Below are 19,196 nucleotides of genomic sequence, written 5' to 3'. Positions count from 1 at the left end.
TCGCAGCGCGGCCGAACACGACACTGCCCGCGAGGCCGGAGGTCTCGCGGGCAGTGCTTTCGGGATTCGACGGGTCGCACGCCGGTCAGCCGCGCACCAGCTCGGTGTCCTCCGCCGCCTCGGTGTCTTCGGCATCGAGGACAACCGGCTCCGAGGCCGCCGAGCGGTTGGGCAACAAGACCGCCATGAGAATCACGATCAGTGCCAGGCCCGCCGACACCCCGAAGGCCAGCCGCATCCCGGACAGGTGGGCGGTCAGCGCCTCGGTTCCGCTGTCGGCGAGCGAGGTGGCGCGCGCGGTCATCACGGTGACCACCAATGCGGTGCCGAATGCGGCCGCCACCTGCTGCAGGGTGCCGAGCATCGAGCTGCCGTGCGAGTACAGGTGCTGCGGCAGGGCGCCCAGTCCCAGCGTGAACACCGGGGTGAAGGCGGCGGCCAGCGACACCATCAGCAGAATGTGCAGGGCCAGCAGCTGCCAGTACGGCATCGTCAGCGAGATCCGGGTGAAACCGGCCAGCGCCGCGGTGATGCCGATCGCGCCGGGGATCACCAGCATGCGGCCGCCGAAGCGGTCGAACAGGCGCCCGATCGTCGGTCCGAGCAGGCCCATCGCCAGCCCGCCCGGCATCACCAGCAGACCGGTTTCCAACGGCGAGAGCGAGCGCAGATTCTGCAGATAGAGCGGCAGCAGAATCATCGAGCCCATCATCGCCAGGAAGGCGACGGCCATCAGGACCAGGGCCTTGGTGTAGGTGCCGGACAACAGGATGCGCAGGTCCAGCAGCGGCGAACCGGTGCGCTGCAACCGGATCTGCCGGATCGCGAACACCGCGATGAACAGCACCCCGGCACCGACGATCAGCGCCGGAACCGCGATATTGCCGACCTCGAACCGGCTGAGCCCGTACACCAGGCTGCCGAAGCCCAGCGCCGCGAAAACCACACTGGGCCAATCGATCGCGCCGCTCTCCGGCTCTCCGATGTTCTCCAGCTTCCGCAGCCCGAAGAAGGTGACCACGCCGGCGATGGGCAGCACCAGCAGGAAAAGCCAACGCCACGAACCCAACTGCAATACCAGGCCGGAGATGACCGGACCCATGGCCGGTGCGACCGAGATGGCCAGGGTGACATTGCCCATGACTCGGCCGCGGTCGTTTTCCGGAACGACGGTCATCAGGGTGGTCATCAGCAGCGGCATCATCACCGCCGTGCCACCGGCCTGCACGACACGGCCGACGAGCAGCACCGCGAACGACGGCGCGACCGCCGACAGCAGGGTGCCCGCGAGGAAGACGCCCATCGCGATGGCATAGGCGCGGCGGGTGGTCACGCGCTGCAGGAACCATCCGGTCACCGGGATGACGGCCGCCATGGTGAGCATGAACGCGGTCGAGACCCATTGGGCCGAGCGCTCGGTGACCTGCAGATCGAGCATCAGCCGCGGAATCGCGTTGATCATGATCGTTTCGTTCAGGATCACCACGAAGGTCGCGAGCACCAGGAGCCGGACCACCACGGGTGTTCGCCGCCCGGTCGGGCGATCGAGAGAGACGGCGGGCATGGATAACCTCCGGGTGTTCGCGAGGGCAGATGGTATGACCGACGCCGAGTCACCCCTGTGTGCCTCGGACGTACACGAGAAGTGACGACCGTGATCCACTCAACTCATCGGTGCCGCGCCAGTATTCCGGTGAACTGGACACGCGATCATCCGATTTTCGGCGGTCGAGGCCGCTGATAGCCGACGAAAACACCGGCCCACCAGCGCGCGCTCGGGTGCGGGCCGGGTCGAGAGACGCTCGTCACACCCGCGCCCTCGGGTAGCGTGCTCTGGGCCACCCTCGGGGGGCGACCCCCCAACTTTTCGTGGAAACCTCGGCGAAAAGCGGGAAACCGCCGATCCCGGCGAGGTTTGCACGATCAGTTCACCCGCCCGTCGAGTCGAGGGGGAACGGGTCGGGCGGCGTCCTGCCCAGGCCCTCGAAACCGGCGCTAACCGTGCCGGGCCTCGAAGGGCCGAGCAGTCCCATCGCCGGCCATTTCGGATGACCGCTCGCCCGGGGACACCACCGAACCGTCCGCGTCGCCGTCGCCCCGAGGGGTCGGCGGAAGCGGACCGAACAGCGCTCGCCCGGCCCGCCAGTTCTCCCACATCCGGGTGAGTACGATCGTGACAGCGGTGTACACGCAGCCGAGCAGCACATCGAACACCCAATGTTCACCGCCGTACACCAGGGTGAAGCCCATCGCGCACGGGTAGACGATCAGGATCGCGCGCAGCCACCACTGCCTGGTCAGCGGCCACAGGGTCGCGGCCACCAGCACGGAGAACGCCGTATGCAGGGAGGGCACGGCGGCGACGTAGTTGCCGTGGTCCTCCAGCCACTGGGCGCTCACCTCGGGGTTGACGACTCCCAGCCCGAAACCCGAGATGCGGCGGACATGTTCCGGGATGGCGCCCTCCCGCCCGGCATACCAGGGCGGCGCCGCGGGCACCAGCACGTAGGTGACCAGCGCCAGATACGACAGCAGCAGAATCCGGCGCATGTACCGCACCCACAGCGGCCGCGAATAGACGTAGAAGATCGCCGCGACCGCCCAGGGCAGGATGAAGTGGGTCGTGTAGACCACCCCGATGATCGGGGTCCACCAGGGCTGACCGTCGCCGGCCAGGTGGTCCTGCAACCAGATGGTCGGGACCGTGCCGCCGAACAGCCACCGATCGATGGCGACCAGTTCGTGCATGCGCAGCGGCATGCCCAATTTGTCGGCCAGATCGCGCGTGTAGTCGTAGATCATCAGGGCGGCGATCAGCGGCAGCCAGTCGACCAGTACACGCAGGTGTTGCCGCCAGGGCCGATCGATGGTGAAGGCGAGGACGCCGCCGATCATCCACGCGGCCTCCTGGATGCGGCCGCCCGGCAGTGCGCCGGTGGCGATCGCCGCGGCCAGCGCCGCCAGGTAGGCGAACCGGACGGCGTAGCGGAGTACCCGACGCTGGGTGGTGAGCTCCGCGATATCGGTGGTTTCCGGATGTACACCGAGCATTCGGCCAGTGTGCCACTCGTGGTCACCTGCCGGACACGGCCATCCGGTTGCGCGGCCGGCGGCGGCCGGATCGCCGAGTACCACAGGTTCGATCCGGCGTCGCTGGGAATGTGCTGACAACCTGCCCGGAGGTCGCCGAGAATATTGCGCCGACGATTGTGAACGGCATTGGGCCGCAGTAGTTTTCGGTTGACTCCCGCAATCGGAAGGCCTGGTCGATGATCGCTGCCCTCATCCTCGCCGCACTGAGTACCGGTAGTGCCGCCCTGGCCGGCGTCACCGGGCTCGCGAGCATGTTCGCCGGCAACCTCTGACCGGGCGCGTCGCGATGCCCGGTCCCGGGCCCGCGGCTCGGTAGAATTCGGCCCCGATGAGGTCGGTGGGCCGGACGTGGAGGATACGGTGGTGCTGGAGGTGTGGGGGCGTCGGACCGCGATCAGGTACGCCGGCGGCCGCATCACCACCACGCCGCTGAGCATCGACGACGATATCGCGCTGGATATCCGGGTCGGCGATCTGCGTGACGCCTGCCTGGCCGAATCCGATGCCGGCGAGTTGCTGATCCTGCTGTATTTCCGGGCGCCGGACCATGTGATCGACGGGGTCGCCACGCGGCGCAATCCGGCGACGGTTTTCCTGGAGCCGGAGGTGCTGCCGCAGGCGGCCGCCCTGGTGCGAGCGATCACCGACGATCTGCTCGAGATGCGCCGCATCGTCCGGCAGCGGCCCGATCTCACCCCGCCCCGGCCGGTTCCGGGGCCGTACGGGCCGATCCGGCCCGACGTCGCCCGCGCGGCCGAGCGCATGCGCACTCCCGGTCTCGGCGCACGGGAAATCACCGCCCTGCACGCCTATGCCCGGCCGGACGAATACGTGCTCGAATGTGCGTCGTGCGGACACCGAGGGGCCCCGGGTCTGGTCGCGATCATCACCCTGCGGCTGCTGTTCGTGTCGGCGGGCGCGACCTACGAGTTTCCGGTGGCCGCGATGGACCGCACCGACGTCGCCGCGCCACCGGGATCCGTTGCGACGCTGCGGGTTTCGGATGGGCAGACCGATCTGGAATTCGTCTCGACCGAGAGCGAGGATCTGCTGCGGGTCGCGCAGGCGGCGCGGCTGGCCTGCGAGATCGAACACGTCGACGGGTCGATCGTGATGGCGCGCCCGTCCGCGCTGGATCTGTTCGGCGAATGGCAACTGCTGGTCGAGCGACGCAAACTCGGCATGGTCGACGCGGAGCGGTTCCGATGGGAGGGTGTCGGCATCCTGCGCGCGATGCCGCGATGACCGCCCGGTGAACCAGGGTGAGCTCAGTGGAACGGTGACAGCCCGAAGACCGGCGCACCGGGATGCAGCGCGACCCGCCGCCACGGACTGGAGGGCCGCATCAGCAGGCCGCGAATCATCCAGCGACGTTCGTCGACCTGCTCCTTGGCCGCCGCGAGATCCTGCGTCGCCGCCCAGAAGATGGCGCCGGTGAGGAATCCCGACGCGAACTGCCGCCAATTGCGGTAGTGCCGTTGCGCTTTGGCGAGGGCCCGGTCCAGCAGCGCCCACGACTCCGCCTCGTCCAGGTAGCCGGCGGTGTGCGCGGCCCGGGCGATGAAGACGATGCGGGACAGGTCCCAGGCCGTGGCATCGGTGTTCAGCGGCTGCGGGAGCCGGTCGACGATGCCGAATTTGATTGCCTGCAACCACGCGTCGTAATCGCGATCGATTCCGTTCACCCCGCGATAGCCGCGCACCTCCGAGACCGTGTGCAGGAATTCGCGATGGCTGTCGGCGAGTCCGGTGCGGTCGACGCGCGTGGTGTCCTGTGCGGCGGCGACGGCCAGCGGATGCACCATGGCGAACAACGGTGCGTGCATGCCGCTGAGCAGGCGACCGATGGTGTCGCGGGCGTCCTCGGCATTGTCGACACCCCACGACTCGTGCAAGCCCTCGATCGTGGATTCGCGCCGAGTCTCCGAACTCCCGGGATGTTCGGGGAGGAACGCGACGGTGTCGTTGTATGCGCTCCAGCTGCGACCGTAGTAGGCGCCGATCGCCAACGCCCGGATCCGATCCTCACCGATCGCCACCCCCGACCATTTGTCGGCAGTGGGATCGAAGTCCGAACCCGGAAATCCGCTGATGCGCGGCAGTCCGTGCGGTCCGGCGACCGTCGTCATCCTGCACCCCCTCACCCGTGGATATTCGTCCGTGCGAGCCTACCGAGGCGCGCGGCCGCCGTCGGCGGACCCATCGCGTACCTTCGACTGGCGAGCATTCGCCGCAATCGCCTCATCGTCGGTCGCCGTGAAGGAGTAGGACATGCAGACCGTGACGTCGCCGGACGGCACCACCATCGCCTTCGACCGGATCGGTTCCGGAACCGCGGGGACCGTCGTGCTGATCAGCGGCGCCTTCGGATATCGACAGGTACCCAACACCGTCGAACTGGCCGAGACGCTCGCCGAGAAGTACGGCCTGCAGGTGATCAACTACGACCGGCGTGGCCGCGGCGACAGCGCCGATTCGCCCGGGGTGTACGACAGCGCCGACGAAATCGCCGATCTGCGCGCGCTCGTCGACGCGGTGGGCGGTTCGGCGGCACTGTTCGGCTGGGGTTCCGGGGCGGTACTGGCGCTGGCTGCCGCGCGGTCCGGCGCGATCCCGGGGATCACCGATGTGGTCGCCTTCGAACCGCCGCTCGTCGTCGACCCGAAGGATCACATCCCGCCCAAGGACGCCGAGGAGAAGTTGCAGGCCCGGATCGCCGAGGGCAAGCGCAGCGCCGCGGTGCGGTACTACCTCACCAAGGTGATGGGGGTGCCGGCGCTGGTCGTGGCCGTGATGCGGCTGTCGCCGGTGTGGAAGGACCTGGTCGCCACGGCGAATTCGACGGCCCACGATTTCGCGGTGTTGAAGCCGTTCACCCGCGCCGAGACGATCCGGCCCGAGGACTGGGCGGCGCTCACCGCGCCGACCCTGCTGCTGATCGGCGGCCGCTCCGCCCCCGCACTCACCAAGGGCGCGAAGCGGATGGCCGAGGTGCTGCCCGATGCGCAGTTGCGGGAACTTCCGCCGGTGAGCAACGATCCGGTGGCCGCGGAACTGGCCCCGGCGATCGGTGAATTCCTCACTCGCCCACGGTGATCGGCCTGACGGTGAGCGGAAGACTGCCCGGCCGTGGCATCCGCGTCCAGAACACGCGGCACCGACCACCGGTGGTGATGACCGTCGGCTAGCGGATGCTCGACGGCGCCCGCACGACCCGCCCACCCAGTCGCTCGGTGACCTCGAAACCCTGTTCGCGGAACCAGCGCGCCAGAATCGGGACGGCGGAATCGTCGTCGCGGAACGTCGGAACCAATTGGGCGACGATGTGCATGCCGTGCGCGTCGGCGGTGCGGCACAGATGGCGCAGGGTCGCGGTGCCCAGCCCCATGCGGCGCAGCGGCGGGATCACATCGATGTGATCGAGTTTGATGGTGCTGGCGTAGATTTCGAACTGCACGGTGACCGGTCCCTGCCGTTCCAGCAGGGTTGTCGGGTCCGCGGGCACCGGGCGGACCTCGCCCGGCAGATGGATCGTCAACCGGCGTCGCGCGTCGTCGTCGGGCGCCATCCGAACGGCCTGCAGCACCCGCTCGGTGAGATCGCTGACGGCGCTGCGATCGCCGTCGGCCGCCAGCGGGCGGATATCGGTGGTGTCGCGGGCGATCCGCCGCAGCGTGCGCGCCCAGTGCGGATCCACCTCGGCGCAACGCTCGGCCAGTTGGTCGATGGTGTGTTCCAGGCCGAAACAGCCACCGAAGGTTCCGGTGTCACCGCCCGACAGCACGCCCCAGTGCCGGTCGTCGGCGCCGACACCGTGCCGGGCCAGTTCGCCCCGAATCTCCTCGCGGCGGCGTTCGGCCTGATCGACCGCTGCGCCGGGCAGGATGCGCAGCCAGCGCTTCCATCCGTCGAGATTGGCGCGGATTCGGGTACCGGCGAGATCGGCGCAGGCCTGCTGGTAGTTGCTCCACGCTTGCTCTCGCCGCTGGATCAGCTGCCGATCCGGACGGGTGGCATCCCCTTCCGTGGTCGGCGTGTTGTCGTCCATATCTACCTACGGTACGACGGAAAGGCAGGGTGACCGGGGTGTAGCGGAATCGACGCTGGTGTGTCGCGGTCCTGCGGGCGCAGCTGACACCCGGTGCGCCGGAGATTTACCGATCGATAGCGCCTGGCGTGTCGGGACGCCGAACCGGAGTCAGGATCGGGTGAGCACCCGAGTGCGCAGCGACCGCAGCGAAACCGGCAGCAGCGGTTCCTGGGTCGCGGGCCGCGGTCCCGTGCAGACGTAGATCGCCACCAGTAGCACGCTCAACCAGACATACGTGTCACCGATCAGATGCTGCCACGGCGTCCAGTGCAGTTCGCGGTTGTTGTCACCCGGTTCCCAGTTCTGCGGGCCGATGGTGAACACGACCGCCGTCGCCACGATGAGCGCGTACCAGATCATCGCCCGGCGGCGCGGCAGCCGGGTCGCGACGCCGATGGCCGCGAGCAGACCCGGTGCGATCCACACCCAGTGGTGCGACCAGGAGATGGGCGAAACCAGCAGCGTGAACACGGCATTGAAGGCCAGTGCCAGTGGGGGATCGGCGATCGCCCGCCGCATAGCGGCGACCACCAGCACCAGCAGCACGAGGCTCAGCAACGCCCACAGGGCGGTGAAGGCGGGTTCGGGAACCTGGAACCGGGCCAGCACGCCCTGGATCGATTGATTGGTCCGGAAGGCCGACCCGCTGAGCCCGGAGACGTTGCCCATCCCGCCGAACCAGTACTTCACCGATTCGTGCGGCATCAGCGCGAAGGCGATCCCGGTGGCGATCGCACCGGTGATCGCCGCGGTGACGGCGGCGCGGTAGTCGCGGCGCACCAGGAAGTAGAGGACGAACGCCGCGGGCGTGAGTTTGACGGCGGCGGCGATGCCGATCAGCATGCCGCGCGGCCAGCGGGTGCGCTTCGGCAGGCAGTCCGCCGCGACCAGCACCATCAGCAACAGGTTGACCTGGCCGAAGTCGAGGGTGGAATGGACCGGCTCGAGCAGCATCCCGAGCGGGATCGCGCAGGCGCTCGCCCACAGCACCACCTCGGTGCCGCCGCTACCCCAGACCCGACTCGCCACCAGATACAGCGTTATCGCGAGCGCCAGCGTGGAAACCACGAAGAAGCCGACGGCCGCGGCATTCCACGGCAGCAAGGCGAACGGTCCCAGCGCGACCGCGGCGAACGGAGGATAGATGAACGGCAGGCTGATTCCGAGGGTGGTCTTCGGCAGGCTGCCGTACATATCGGCGCCGTCCCACATCGCCTGCACGCCCAGGCGGTACACCTGCAGGTCGATGAATTCACGCTTGATCGGCTGCAGCGGCCAGCTCGGTCGCAACAGCCAGAACACGCTGAGAGCGGCCAGAAACGCCGGAACCAGCCAGACGAGCCGACCGATGCGGTGGGCTCCCGGCATGCGTGGTCCCGACAGCGGCCGGGCGGATGTGGAGACGCTAACCATCCGGGACGAGGTTACCGACTACCGGCGCCGGAGCGAAGCTGGGGGCGAATTTCCACCGGGACCACCGATAGCATGTGGACCGCTATGACGACTCTGCCCGAGCAGCCGGGAGACCGCTCGGCCGAGGCTCCGCTGCTGCTGACCACCGACGCGCCGCGGACGCTGTCCTTCGGCGACCAGGCCGCGTTCTGGGCGAATCTCGGGGTCAGCCTCATCGGGTTCACCGGCGCGTTCTACGTCCTGCAACCGGCGGGGCATCCGCAGCTGCCGGTCGTGGCCGCGGTGCTGGCCACCGCGGTCGGTACCGTCCTCGGTACGGCGATGGTCGCCGCGGCCGGTGCGGTCGGCGCCCGGACCGGTGCGCCGGCGATGGCCAACTTCCGCGGGCTGTTCGGCACGCGGCTGTCGTATCTGCCGACGATCGCCAACATCGTGCAGTGCGTCGGATGGGGTGTGTTCGAACTGACCGTGATCGCGGGCGGGGTTGCGGCGCTGTCGCACGATCGGCTGCCCCGGGTCGCGGTGATCGTCGGCGCCGGGGTGCTGTGTACCGCGATGGCGATCTGGCCGCTGAACGTGCTGCACATTCTGCGCAAGTACGTGACGGTCGCGGTGGTGGTGGCCATGGGCTACTTCACGATTCGGTTGCTGGGCCGGCCGTGGCCCGCGAGCGCCGGTACCTCGTGGGGCGGCTTCTTTCCCGGAGTGGATACCGCGTTGGCGGTGGCGGTGTCGTTCGTCCCGCTGGCCGCCGACTACACCCGCCACGCCCGCGGTGCCCGGGCCGCCACCGGGGCCACCATGCTCGGTTACTCCGTCGCGCAGACGTGGTGCTATCTGCTCGGCATCGTCGCCCTGCTGCAGGCCGGCGGTGATCCGGACCGGATCTTCGACACCTTTCTCGGCGTGGCCGGGGGATGGTTGTTCTTCGCGGTGCTCGTGCTGCGCGAATCCGATCAGTCCTTCGCGAATGTGTACTCCACCGCGATGTCGTTGCAGAATCTGCTGCCCCGCGTGGACCGGCGCATCCTGGCGGCGGGGGTGGGAGTCGTCGCGACGGTGCTCGCCCTCGGAGTACACGATTTCACCGGATTCTCGAATTTCCTGCTGCTGATCGGGTCGGTCTTCGTTCCGCTGTGCGCGGTGCTGGTGGTCGACTACTTCCTCGGCCGGGGCCGCCGGGGCTGGGATCTGAGCGAGACCGCACCGGCCCGGCCGCTGCTGCTGGTCCCGTGGGCGCTCGGCTTCGCGGTCTATCAGGTCCTCAACCCGGGTTCGGTCGACTGGTGGGCGCGGCTCTGGGTGCGGGTCCAGGATCTGCTGGGCGTACATCCCGGCTGGTGGTCTTCGGCCTCGCTGTATTCGTTCCTAATCGCCGCGGTCGCTACCGCGCTCCTGGCCCGCTTCGAAGGCTCGCGCCGGGAGCCGGAGCGGGTCCGGTGAGGACGGCGGCATGACCGGCGCGGCCGGACCGGACGATCGGGTCTTCGCGATGGGTGAAAGCGCCCTGGTCGCTCCGGACTTCCCGCCGCTGACGGTCGAGGAGTTGGTCCCCGTGCTCGGCGACGCGCCGCTGACGATCGAGTGGCGGAGCAGGCGGCCGCTGTCGGCCACCGCTCGCGTGCGACTCGGCGACGGGACCGGACTCGTCGTCAAGCGGATGCCCGCGCGCCTGCGCGACCGCGAAACCCTCGCTCCCGAACACGCCTTCATGAATCATCTTCGGGCCCAAGGTATTCCGATTCCGCGGGTGCGGGTGGTGAGTCACGACGGATTCACCTACGAGCTGCAGGAGCCGGGGGTCGGCGAGGATCGCTATCGCGACGACTTCTCGTGGAGCCCGCACCACCGCACCGCCGACGCGAAGGTCGCCGGAGCGATGCTCGCCCGCCTGCATCTGGCCGCCGCGGGCTTCGACGCACCGGAACGGCCGCCGCATCCGTTGCTGGCCGCCCTGTGTACCGACGCGGTCGCGGACGTCGAGCGTTACGCGTCCGCTCGTCCGGCCGTCGGCCGCTTCCTGGCGGAGCAGCACTGGCGAGCCGAGAGTGACTTCCTCGCGAATGGTCACGCACCCGATCTCGCGGCCGCGGTCTCGGCCCTGCCCGCGCTGTGGACGCACAACGACTGGCACGGGACGAATCTGCTCTGGTCGGGCGAGCAGATCACGAGCGTGCTCGATTTCGGCCTCGCCAACCGCACGGTGGCCGTGTTCGATCTGGCCACCGCGGTGGAACGATTCGCGATCGACTGGCTGTCGATCGCGCAAGGCGGCCCGGCCCGCATCCGGACCGGGCAACTCGCCGCCTTCCTGCGCGCCTACTGCGCGGTCCGGCCGCTCGATCCGGTCGAACGCGAGGTGCTACCGGAGCTGTTCCCCCTGGTCCACATCACCTACGAACTGTCGGAAATCGATTACTTCCTCACGATTCCGCCTCGTCGGCAGGTGCGCAATGCCCGGATCGCTTACCGTAACTACTTTCTCGGTCGCTCGGTTTGGGCCGCATCGGCCGAGGGCAAGGCCTTCACGACCATGTTGCGAGGACTGAGCGCCGAGTGCTGTTAGGTTGCTCACTGCGGGTCACGGGGGAACGGTGACAACGGAGGAGATGGTGTGGTGGAGCCGACGCCAACGCAGGACACGGCCGGATCGGTGCCGACCCACCGGTGGGGTGGCCTGCTTCGAACGAAATCGGTCGAACAATCCATCCGGGATACCGACGAACCGGATTCGAAACTCCGCAAGGATCTGACCGCCTGGGACCTGACCGTCTTCGGCGTCGCGGTGGTGGTCGGCGCCGGCATCTTCACGCTGACCGCGCGCACCGCGGGCAATGTGGCCGGCCCCTCGGTCTCGCTGGCCTTCGTCTTCGCCGCGATCGCCTGCGGTCTCACCGCGCTGTGCTACGCCGAATTCGCCTCGACCGTCCCGGTCGCCGGGAGTGCCTACACGTTCTCCTACGCGACCTTCGGTGAGCTCGCGGCCTGGATCATCGGCTGGGACCTGATCCTCGAATTCGCCCTGGCCGCATCGGTCGTCGCCAAGGGGTGGTCGCAGTATCTGGGCGAGGTGATGGGATCGCGGTCACCGATCGTGCATCTCGGGTCGGTCGAATTCGACTGGGGCGCGGCCCTGTTGATCGTCGTGCTGGCGGTCCTGCTCGCGATCGGCACCAAGGTTTCCTCCCGGGTTTCGGCGATCGCGGTCGCCATCAAACTCGCGGTGATCGCGGTGGTGCTGGTGGTCGGGCTCACCTACTTCAAACCGTCGAATCTGACGCCCTACATCCCGCCGTCGCAACCGGGCGATGCCGGTGAGGGCCTGCATCAATCGTTGTTCTCGTGGCTGACCGGGGCGGGTAACAGCACCTTCGGCTGGTACGGCCTGCTGGCCGCGGCGAGCCTGGTGTTCTTCGCGTTCATCGGATTCGATGTGGTCGCCACCACCGCCGAGGAAACGAAGAACCCGCAGCGCAACGTGCCGCGCGGCATTCTGGGATCGCTGCTGATCGTCACCATCCTGTATGTGGCGGTGACGCTGGTGCTCACCGGCATGGTGCCCTACACCGACCTGGCCGGGAACGACGCCACCCTCGCCACCGCCTTCGCGCTGCACGGCGTGACCTGGGCGAAGAACATCATCTCCATCGGTGCGCTGGCGGGTCTGACGACCGTGGTGATGGTGCTGTATCTGGGGCAGACCCGGGTGCTGTTCGCGATGGCGCGCGACGGGTTGCTGCCGCGGCGGCTCGCCCGCACGGGCCGCTTCGGCACCCCGGTCACGCTGACCGTCGGGGTGGGCGTGGTGTGCGCGGTCCTCGCCGGGTTCGTGCAGTTCGGCACGCTGGAGGAGATGGTCAACATCGGCACGCTGTTCGCCTTCGTACTGGTGTCGATCGGTGTGCTGATCCTGCGTCGTACCCGGCCGGAACTGCCGCGGGGATTCCGGGTACCGCTGGTGCCGCTGATCCCGATTCTCGCGGTGCTGGCCTGCCTGTGGCTGATGCTGAACCTGTCGGTCGAGACCTGGTTGCGCTTCCTGGTCTGGATGGTGATCGGCCTGGTCGTCTACTTCACCTACGGGGTACGGCATTCGGTGTTGCGCACCGCGACGCCGACCACGGACTGAGGGCCCGGAGCCGAACGGGCGCGGGCCGCGGCTTCGGCGGCCGCGCGGTCGGCCAGGGCGCGGGCACGATCGAGTTGCTCGATCACGCCGGCCCACGCCGCGGCACCGGCGTCGGGACCGGCGCCGCGCAGCAGGTCCCGGTGGATGCGGAGCAGGGTGCGGGTGGCTTCGGCGGTATGGGCCGCGGCTTGGAGCGCGGCGGCCGGCGGCGCGGTGGTGAAATGCAGCCCCGCGATCCGGTCGGCCAGCCAGTAGGCCTCGAAATGCGCTTGCGCGCAATGCTCTTCGCGCCGGGACGGGTCGTCGGAGGCGTATTTCGCGGCACCGGGACCGGCCGCCCGGGCTCGTTCCTCGAGTGCGGTGAGGTCCGGGGCGCCGGTCAGTGCGCGTCGCAGATCGTCGCCCATCATGCGGTACAGCAAACCGGCGAGCAGGGCGTGTTCGACGCCTGCCGCATCGGTTCCGGACATTTCCGAAATTCCGGCCTGCTGGGCGGCCGCATCGGTGTCGGCGCGCAAAACCGCGAGGGCGGCCCGCAATTGCGCAGTCGTAGCCATCGGCGTGTACCCGCTTTCCCTGCCGTCCCGTCCGTCTGTCGCGCCGAGGCCGGACGGGTAGTGGATTGAGACAACCGTCGCGACGGGGTGCAAGGCTACCTTCTAGCAAACGTTTTGCCCATACCGAGTCGTGGCATATGTGCGACCCGTTGACCGGGCGCCGGCGATCAGGACGTCGCGGCGTCCCGATATGTCCGGGCCACCAGCGCGGCGCGCAGGTACCAGAGTCCGCTCGGCTGAGCGGGATCCAGTCCGGTCAGTTGACCGATCCGCTTGAGCCGGTAGTCGACGGTGTTGGTGTGCACCTGCAACTGCCGGGCGGTGCGACGTCGCGACAGCCCGGTCGCCATATGGCGCCGCAGGGTCTCGAGCAGATCGGGATGGTCGTCCAACGGGTCCAGCAGGGTGCCCAGCCGGTCCAAACCCGGCCCGGGACGGGTCAATTGGTACTCCATCGCCAGATCGGCGAAGCGGTACAGCCCGGGCGGGCCGGCCAGCCGAAGGACGGTGTCGAGCAGTTCGTGGGCCCGGTCGGCGGCCTCGGAGATCTCCTCGGTGGGCGTCGGAATCGCGGTGGCGGTGAGCCCGACCCGGGCGGCCTCGGACAGGGCGGCGATCATCGCGTCGAGTTCGGCGTCGGGGACCATGGCCTCCGGCACCAGGATCGTGCCGCCGTCGACGCTGAGCAGCGACAGCACCCGGCCGCGTCCGCTGCCGGCGAGCGCGGTCTGCACGCGCCGCAATTTGCGGCGGGCGACCACCTTCCCGTCCACATTCGGATGGGATTCGTCCGGATGCGGCGGGATGTGGACCGCCACCACGACATACGCCGGTTCGATCTCGATACCGCAGGCTCGGGCCATGGTCGAGGTCGGATGTCCGGCCAGCAGCGCCGAGACCAGTGTGTGCACCGCGGTGTGATGTTCGGTCACCGCGGCCTGGTGTTCGCGGACATAGGCCAGCGCGACGGCGGGCGTGATGGTGTCGAGGATCCGCAGCAGCAGCTGTGCCGGATTCTCCGGCCGGTGCCGCGAATCGGTCTGGGTCAGCAGCAGATCGAAGGCCAGCCGGAATCCCTCGTGCACGGCGTGGTGCACGGTGTCGATGGGGATGCCTTCACGAGCCCAGTCCGCGGCCGCACGCTGCAGTCGCTGCACCTTCTCGTCGGGTTCGCGGCCCTCCAGGATGTCCACGGTCAGCTCCAGACAGACCCTGGTCACCGCGGTGATGTCGCCGTGCAGGGCGTCGCCGGGCAGGGTCGAACACGGCGCCATGTGTTCGGCGAAATGCCCGACCAGCTGCCGCGACAGCACTCGAACGTCGTGACGGGGGCGTGCGTTCACCTCGAACTACCTCACTGCTCGCCGGCGCGGGGCCGAAACGTTAACCGCATCCGGGACGCGGCCGCAATCATCCGGCGTGAAAGTGCCACCTGCGCAACATGTTCCATCGTGCCGGGCCGGTTCATCCGGGCCCTCAGATGCCGGTCGTCGCACCGGCGACGGGACGCAGCCGGTGGACCACCAGAGCGGCCGCGAGCAGCCGCGACCCGGCCGGATCGCTCGGATCGGCGCCGGTGAGTTTCTCGATCCGGCGCAGGCGATAGGTGAACGTGTTGGGGTGGACGTGGATTTCGGCGGCCGCGGCCTTGCGATCGGAGCCGTGGCGCAGATGTGCCTCGAGTGTTTCCAGCAGATGCGGCGCCCGCAGCAGCGGATCGATCCGCTCACCGAGCCGGTCGCGGGCCCGGCCCGGCCGGGTGAGCTGATACTCCACCAGCAGATCGTCGAGCCGGTACACCCCGGTCGGCCGCCCCGACAGCCGGGCCAATCGGGCGATCTCCGCTGCCTGCGCAGCAGCCTCGGGCACCGATTCGCGGGCGGTGCGGGGACTTTCGGCAAGTACCACGTCGGTGCCGAACTGCTCGGCCAGTTCGGCGACCAGATCGGCCGCGACCCGCTCCTGCGAACCGACCGCGCCGGGAAGCAGAACGATCGCCGATTCTCCGTCGAAGGTGTGTAGCGCCGTGGTGCCGGCGATGCGGTCCAGCGCCCGTTGCAGGATCCGAATACGGCGGCGGACAACGAGATTCGCCGCCGCGGCCGGCTGCGGTTCGGCGCGGAGTTGAATCGCCAGGACGGTGTACTGATCGGCGAGCGTGGTATCGGCGCGGGCGGCCTGTTCCTCGGCGGGCTGGCCGCGCATCAGAGCCGCGCACAGCGCCCGCCTGGCCTCCCGCTCCGGGTGATAGATCGATTGCTCGACCTCGGCATACCCCTCGACCGTGATCACATTGATGTGCATGAGCAATTCGAGTGTGCGCGAGCCGAATTCGACGAGCTGATCGACCTCGGCCGGTTCGCTGAGCGCCACCGCCTCACGCAGCACCTGCTGGGCGGACCGATGAACGGCCTCCATGAGCATGCGCAGCGGCAGCCGATCCTCGGCATGGCGTTCCACCACCGGCTGCACGAACGCGGCCACTTCGTCGTGGGTGAATTCGCGGCGTTGATCCATCGCGTGCAGAAAAGCGTGCGCACATCCGTAGATGGCCGGTAATACCTCGACGAAATGATCCGCCGGCAGATCGGCGGCCGGTGCGGTGGTTCCCAGACCCGAGGCGAGAATGCGTTCGGCCACCTGCGGCAGACGATCGAGCATACGGGCGGCGAGGCTGGGCGGGGCGGGATGAACAGCGACCGGCATGCGCCGATTGTGGCGGGCCACAGGTGGTCCGGCAAGAGTTCCGCCGCCGCCGGCGCGAATTCGTTTCCGGCGACAAATCCGCACCCCGGATATGTGTATCGCCGGTGCAGTGACTTTCCCCACCCCGGCGGCAACGCTGAATTCGGGCGACCCGAAACGATATTCGGCGCCCGTACGGAAGGTTGCAATGAAGCTTCGTTATCGAATCCCGGCCGTCGCCGCGCTCCTCGGCACGGCCCTCGTCTCCGCCACCGCGTCCGAGGAACCCCCGCCCACCGCCGCGCCGCCGGCCGCCGAGGTGTCCGCCGGACCGGCGGCCCGGCTGGCCGAGCTGATCGCCGCGGGCCTGCGCCCCGCCGCGGACGGCCGGGTCCCGCAGCCGATCGTGGATTCCGGCAGCAGTTCCGGTTCCGGTGGCCGATCGGGCAGCTATGCGGCCGACGCGGTCGGCGAGGGCCCGGAAATGTCGTCGTATCTCGCCGCATTCGGCTACGGCCTGACTCATCCGGATGCCGCCCCGCCGGGCGCCAACCGCTGGGATTGCGTGCCGAGCGCCGACCATCCCCGGCCGGTGGTGCTGCTGCACGGCACCTGGCTCAACGCCTACGACAGTTTCGCGTATATGGCACCGAAGATCGCCCGGGCCGGATTCTGCGTCTTCGCGTTCAATTACGGCCGCTCGGGAGTATTCGACGGTGGCGGAGTGGGTGCGGTGCTTCCCGGACGCTTCGCAGTCGGTCCGATCGAGGATTCGGCTCGGCAACTCACCGCATTCGTCGACCGGGTTCGGGCCGCCACACACAGCGAACAGGTGGATATCGTCGCCCACTCCCAGGGCGCACCGGTGGCGGATCAATTCCTGAAATTCGACGGGGGCGCCGAAAAGGTCCGGCAGCTGGTCAGTTTCGGCGGCACCCACCACGGGACGACGCTGATGGGAATGGCGACGCTGGGGCGGCTCATCACCGATCTCGGTGTCGACATTCTCGGTTTCTATCGACCGTTGATCGGTCCGGCGAATATCGAGCAGGCGATCGGTTCACCATTCCTGAACCATCTGGCCGCGGGTGGCGACACGGTGCCCGGGGTCGCCTACACGGTGGTCGCCTCGCGATACGACGAGGTGATGAATCCGCTGGAGCTGGCCTTCCTGCGGGCCGGCCCGGACGCCGCGGTCGACGACATCACCCTCCAGGACGGATGCGAGCAGGATCTGTCCGATCACCTGACGATGATGTATTCACCGCGGGCGCTGTCGATCGCCCTGCACGCCCTCGATCCGCAGCGGCAGCCGAATCCGGTGTGCGCCTTCAACCCCTGGCTGGTCGGCGGCGGAGGTGGCCTGTGATCGGCCGCGCGCGTCCGATGCGCCCGGATGTCGATCCGTTCCACCGGCCACCGGACGGTTTCGACCGGTTGCCGCCGGGCAGCATCCTGCGCAGCCGGGTCGTGGAGCCGGCGGTCTTCGGCCTGCTCCCGATCCGGATTTCGGCCTGGCAGTTGCTGTATCGCACCAGCGACCATCGCGGCGTGCCGGAGGCGGCGGTCACGACGGTGCTGCTGCCTCGCGACTGCGCCCCGGGACGACCGCTGGTGTCGTTCCAGTGCGCGATCGATGCCGTTGCGGCACACTGTTTTCCGTCCTACGCGCTGCGGCGCGGCGCGCGGGCGTTCGGCGCGATACCGCAGCTGGAACTGCCGTTGATCGCGGCCGCGCTGGCTCGGGGCTGGGTGGTGTCGGTGCCCGACCACGGCGGCAGTCAGGGGCGGTTCGGGGTGGCGCGCGAACCCGGCCATCGTGCCCTCGACGGAGTCCGGGCCGCGCTGAATTTCGCTCCGCTGGGCCTGCACGCACGGACGGCGGTCGCGCTGTGGGGCTATTCGGGCGGTGGTCTGGCGACGGTGTGGGCGGCGGAACTGGCCCGCAGTTACGCGCCCGAGCTCGCGATCGTCGGCGCGGTCGCGGGTTCCCCGGTCGGCGACCCCGGGGCCGCCTTCGTTCGCCTCAACGGGACCGTATTCGCCGGATTCGCCATGGTTTTCACCGCGGGACTGCGCCGCGGGTATCCCGAGCTCGACGCCGCGCTGCGCACCGCACTCCATCCGCGGTATCTGGCGTGGCTCGCGCGCGCCGAGAACACCGCGACCTTTCCGCTGCTCGCCCGCCTGGCCCGGCGTGACGTCGGCCCGCATATCGCCGGTGGAATCCCCGGACTGCTCGCGCTTCCGCAGTTGCGTGCCGTGCTCGACGACATCCGTCCCGGCGCGACCGCACCGCAGGCGCCGCTGCTGATCGTGCAGGGCGTGCACGACGAGGTGATCGCGGTGGCCGATGTGGACGCACTGGTCCGGCGGTACACCGCGGCCGGGGCGGACGTCGGTTATCTGCGGGACCGGCTCAGCGCCCATCTCCCACTGGAGTTTCTCGCGATTCCGGCCATGGTCGACTGGCTGGGCGACCGGTTCGCCGGTCGGCCGACCACCCCGGGTACGCGCACGGTGTGGTCGGTGGCCGGTACCCGGACGGCCCTGCTGGGCCACATCCGGCTGGCCGCGCTGACCCTGCGACTGCTGACCGGGCGGCCGATCCGGAATCGGGACTCGGGCGGCCTTTCGCCGGTCGAGTCCGCCACCGAGCGCCGCCGCATCGCGGAGCGGCCGGTGCCGGACCTGCCCCGGTCGGGAGCGTGATCGTCCGCAGACCGGTCGGTTGACCGGAACGCGCAGGTGGTGGCCGCTTTCATGGATGCGGTGTGTCCGGCTGCGGGCCGGGTGGGCGGTGCGGTTCAATAGGAGCTGTTTCGACGAGTTGTCACTGCATGCTCTGCGCTCCAACCGGCATCACCTCAGTACCGGCATCACCTCAGCATCCGAGAGGACAACGAACGTGAGCATGGTTCTCGCCGCACACGATATGTACATCACCGTGCTGGCTCAGGTCGGCAACCCCACGCCGGAAACTCCGCCGGCGGCCGACAAACTGCTCAAACTGGTTCGCTACTTCACCTGGTTCGTCCTGCTCTCCGGCGTTACCGCCATCACCTACGGCGGTGGTCGTTTCGCCTGGGAGAAGTGGAGTGGGGGCGCACTGGAGTCGCCGAAGATGGTGGCCGGCGCGATGATCGGCGGTGGTGTCGCGACCAGTGCGGGCACCATCATGAACGCCGTCATCGGGAGCTGACCACACCACCCGCCGCGGGCGTGCCGG

16 protein-coding genes are annotated in these 19,196 nt (G+C 68.9%); 8 read left to right on the top strand and 8 right to left on the bottom strand.

Annotation, left to right across the window (positions count from 1 at the left end; translation table 11 throughout):
- Positions 1-85: 85 nt before the first annotated feature.
- Positions 86-1,564 (bottom strand): MDR family MFS transporter, encoded by a 1,479-nt coding sequence (locus ON37_RS21340; protein WP_040721720.1) that lies wholly within the window; start codon positions 1,562-1,564, stop codon positions 86-88.
- Positions 1,565-1,995: 431 nt separating this feature from the next.
- Positions 1,996-3,051, bottom strand: a complete 1,056-nt coding sequence (locus tag ON37_RS21335) for a phosphatase PAP2 family protein (protein WP_083893180.1) — start codon at positions 3,049-3,051, stop codon at positions 1,996-1,998.
- 390 nt (positions 3,052-3,441) lie between these two features.
- Here ON37_RS21335 and ON37_RS21330 point away from each other — a divergent pair, with 390 nt between their 5' ends.
- A complete protein-coding gene (locus tag ON37_RS21330; protein ID WP_051031871.1) occupies positions 3,442-4,338 on the top strand; it encodes a hypothetical protein in 897 nt (298 codons plus the stop codon).
- A 23-nt stretch (positions 4,339-4,361) separates the two neighbouring features.
- Here ON37_RS21330 and ON37_RS21325 read toward each other — a convergent pair whose 3' ends face one another.
- Positions 4,362-5,222 carry a DUF1266 domain-containing protein gene (locus ON37_RS21325; RefSeq protein ID WP_051031870.1) on the bottom strand — a complete coding sequence of 287 codons (861 nt, stop codon included), beginning with the start codon at positions 5,220-5,222 and terminating at the stop codon, positions 4,362-4,364.
- Between the two features lie 142 nt (positions 5,223-5,364).
- On the opposite strand from ON37_RS21325, the gene ON37_RS21320 reads away from it, so the two are divergent.
- Positions 5,365-6,189 carry an alpha/beta fold hydrolase gene (locus tag ON37_RS21320; RefSeq protein ID WP_040721719.1) on the top strand — a complete coding sequence of 275 codons (825 nt, stop codon included), beginning with the start codon at positions 5,365-5,367 and terminating at the stop codon, positions 6,187-6,189.
- A gap of 88 nt (positions 6,190-6,277) precedes the next feature.
- Here the strand turns inward: ON37_RS21320 and ON37_RS21315 are convergent, their stop codons facing one another.
- Both ON37_RS21315 and ON37_RS21310 read right to left on the bottom strand, forming a co-directional pair.
- A complete protein-coding gene (locus tag ON37_RS21315; RefSeq protein WP_040721718.1) occupies positions 6,278-7,141 on the bottom strand; it encodes an N-acetyltransferase in 864 nt (287 codons plus the stop codon).
- Between the two features lie 150 nt (positions 7,142-7,291).
- A complete protein-coding gene (locus tag ON37_RS21310; protein WP_083893174.1) occupies positions 7,292-8,596 on the bottom strand; it encodes a glycosyltransferase 87 family protein in 1,305 nt (434 codons plus the stop codon).
- 84 nt (positions 8,597-8,680) lie between these two features.
- Here ON37_RS21310 and ON37_RS21305 point away from each other — a divergent pair, with 84 nt between their 5' ends.
- From ON37_RS21305 to ON37_RS21295, 3 genes are read left to right on the top strand one after another with little or no spacing between them, the layout of a single operon-like run.
- The gene (locus ON37_RS21305; RefSeq protein WP_040721717.1) at positions 8,681-10,039 is read left to right on the top strand and encodes a purine-cytosine permease family protein; all 1,359 of its coding nucleotides are present in this window, start codon (positions 8,681-8,683) and stop codon (positions 10,037-10,039) included.
- A gap of 10 nt (positions 10,040-10,049) precedes the next feature.
- A complete protein-coding gene (locus tag ON37_RS21300) occupies positions 10,050-11,162 on the top strand; it encodes a phosphotransferase enzyme family protein (protein ID WP_051031867.1) in 1,113 nt (370 codons plus the stop codon).
- A 51-nt stretch (positions 11,163-11,213) separates the two neighbouring features.
- Positions 11,214-12,725 carry an amino acid permease gene (locus ON37_RS21295; RefSeq protein ID WP_373282066.1) on the top strand — a complete coding sequence of 504 codons (1,512 nt, stop codon included), beginning with the start codon at positions 11,214-11,216 and terminating at the stop codon, positions 12,723-12,725.
- Here the strand turns inward: ON37_RS21295 and ON37_RS21290 are convergent.
- The 3 genes from ON37_RS21290 to ON37_RS21280 form a co-directional block, all read right to left on the bottom strand.
- The gene (locus tag ON37_RS21290; protein WP_157171532.1) at positions 12,674-13,282 is read right to left on the bottom strand and encodes a hypothetical protein; all 609 of its coding nucleotides are present in this window, start codon (positions 13,280-13,282) and stop codon (positions 12,674-12,676) included. The two genes, ON37_RS21295 and ON37_RS21290, sit on opposite strands and share 52 nt — an antisense overlap.
- 167 nt (positions 13,283-13,449) lie before the next feature.
- Positions 13,450-14,625, bottom strand: coding sequence for a PucR family transcriptional regulator (locus tag ON37_RS21285; RefSeq protein WP_245553296.1), 1,176 nt, complete (start codon positions 14,623-14,625; stop codon positions 13,450-13,452).
- Between the two features lie 133 nt (positions 14,626-14,758).
- Positions 14,759-15,988 (bottom strand): PucR family transcriptional regulator, encoded by a 1,230-nt coding sequence (locus tag ON37_RS21280; protein WP_040721715.1) that lies wholly within the window; start codon positions 15,986-15,988, stop codon positions 14,759-14,761.
- A gap of 187 nt (positions 15,989-16,175) precedes the next feature.
- Between ON37_RS21280 and ON37_RS21275 the strand changes: the two genes are divergently transcribed.
- The 3 genes from ON37_RS21275 (at position 16,176) to ON37_RS21265 (ending at position 19,169) form a co-directional block, all read left to right on the top strand.
- Positions 16,176-17,336, top strand: a complete 1,161-nt coding sequence (locus tag ON37_RS21275; protein ID WP_040721712.1) for an esterase/lipase family protein — start codon at positions 16,176-16,178, stop codon at positions 17,334-17,336.
- Positions 17,333-18,679 (top strand): lipase family protein, encoded by a 1,347-nt coding sequence (locus ON37_RS21270; RefSeq protein ID WP_245553294.1) that lies wholly within the window; start codon positions 17,333-17,335, stop codon positions 18,677-18,679. The genes ON37_RS21275 and ON37_RS21270 overlap by 4 nt, the downstream gene beginning before the upstream one ends.
- A gap of 202 nt (positions 18,680-18,881) precedes the next feature.
- Entirely contained in the window at positions 18,882-19,169 is a 288-nt protein-coding gene (locus ON37_RS21265; protein ID WP_040721711.1) for a hypothetical protein, read from the top strand.
- Positions 19,170-19,196: the final 27 nt, after the last annotated feature.

Source organism: Nocardia veterana NBRC 100344 (assembly GCF_000308855.1).
In the GTDB taxonomy this organism is placed as follows: domain Bacteria; phylum Actinomycetota; class Actinomycetes; order Mycobacteriales; family Mycobacteriaceae; genus Nocardia; species Nocardia veterana.
The sequence above is the reverse complement of the archived record's forward strand: the minus strand, read 5'-3'. Positions and strand labels throughout refer to the sequence as shown.

What these genes read in the sequence shown, in the direction of transcription:
- ON37_RS21340 (WP_040721720.1), bottom strand. Translation starts at nt 1,564, where the DNA reads ATGCCCGCCGTCTCTCTCGATCGCCCGACCGGGCGGCGAACACCCGTG.
- ON37_RS21335 (WP_083893180.1), bottom strand. Translation starts at nt 3,051, where the DNA reads ATGCTCGGTGTACATCCGGAAACCACCGATATCGCGGAGCTCACCACC.
- ON37_RS21325 (WP_051031870.1), bottom strand. Translation starts at nt 5,222, where the DNA reads ATGACGACGGTCGCCGGACCGCACGGACTGCCGCGCATCAGCGGATTT.
- ON37_RS21320 (WP_040721719.1), top strand. Translation starts at nt 5,365, where the DNA reads ATGCAGACCGTGACGTCGCCGGACGGCACCACCATCGCCTTCGACCGG.
- ON37_RS21315 (WP_040721718.1), bottom strand. Translation starts at nt 7,141, where the DNA reads ATGGACGACAACACGCCGACCACGGAAGGGGATGCCACCCGTCCGGAT.
- ON37_RS21310 (WP_083893174.1), bottom strand. Translation starts at nt 8,596, where the DNA reads ATGGTTAGCGTCTCCACATCCGCCCGGCCGCTGTCGGGACCACGCATG.
- ON37_RS21305 (WP_040721717.1), top strand. Translation starts at nt 8,681, where the DNA reads ATGACGACTCTGCCCGAGCAGCCGGGAGACCGCTCGGCCGAGGCTCCG.
- ON37_RS21300 (WP_051031867.1), top strand. Translation starts at nt 10,050, where the DNA reads ATGACCGGCGCGGCCGGACCGGACGATCGGGTCTTCGCGATGGGTGAA.
- ON37_RS21290 (WP_157171532.1), bottom strand. Translation starts at nt 13,282, where the DNA reads ATGGCTACGACTGCGCAATTGCGGGCCGCCCTCGCGGTTTTGCGCGCC.
- ON37_RS21280 (WP_040721715.1), bottom strand. Translation starts at nt 15,988, where the DNA reads ATGCCGGTCGCTGTTCATCCCGCCCCGCCCAGCCTCGCCGCCCGTATG.
- ON37_RS21275 (WP_040721712.1), top strand. Translation starts at nt 16,176, where the DNA reads ATGAAGCTTCGTTATCGAATCCCGGCCGTCGCCGCGCTCCTCGGCACG.
- ON37_RS21265 (WP_040721711.1), top strand. Translation starts at nt 18,882, where the DNA reads ATGGTTCTCGCCGCACACGATATGTACATCACCGTGCTGGCTCAGGTC.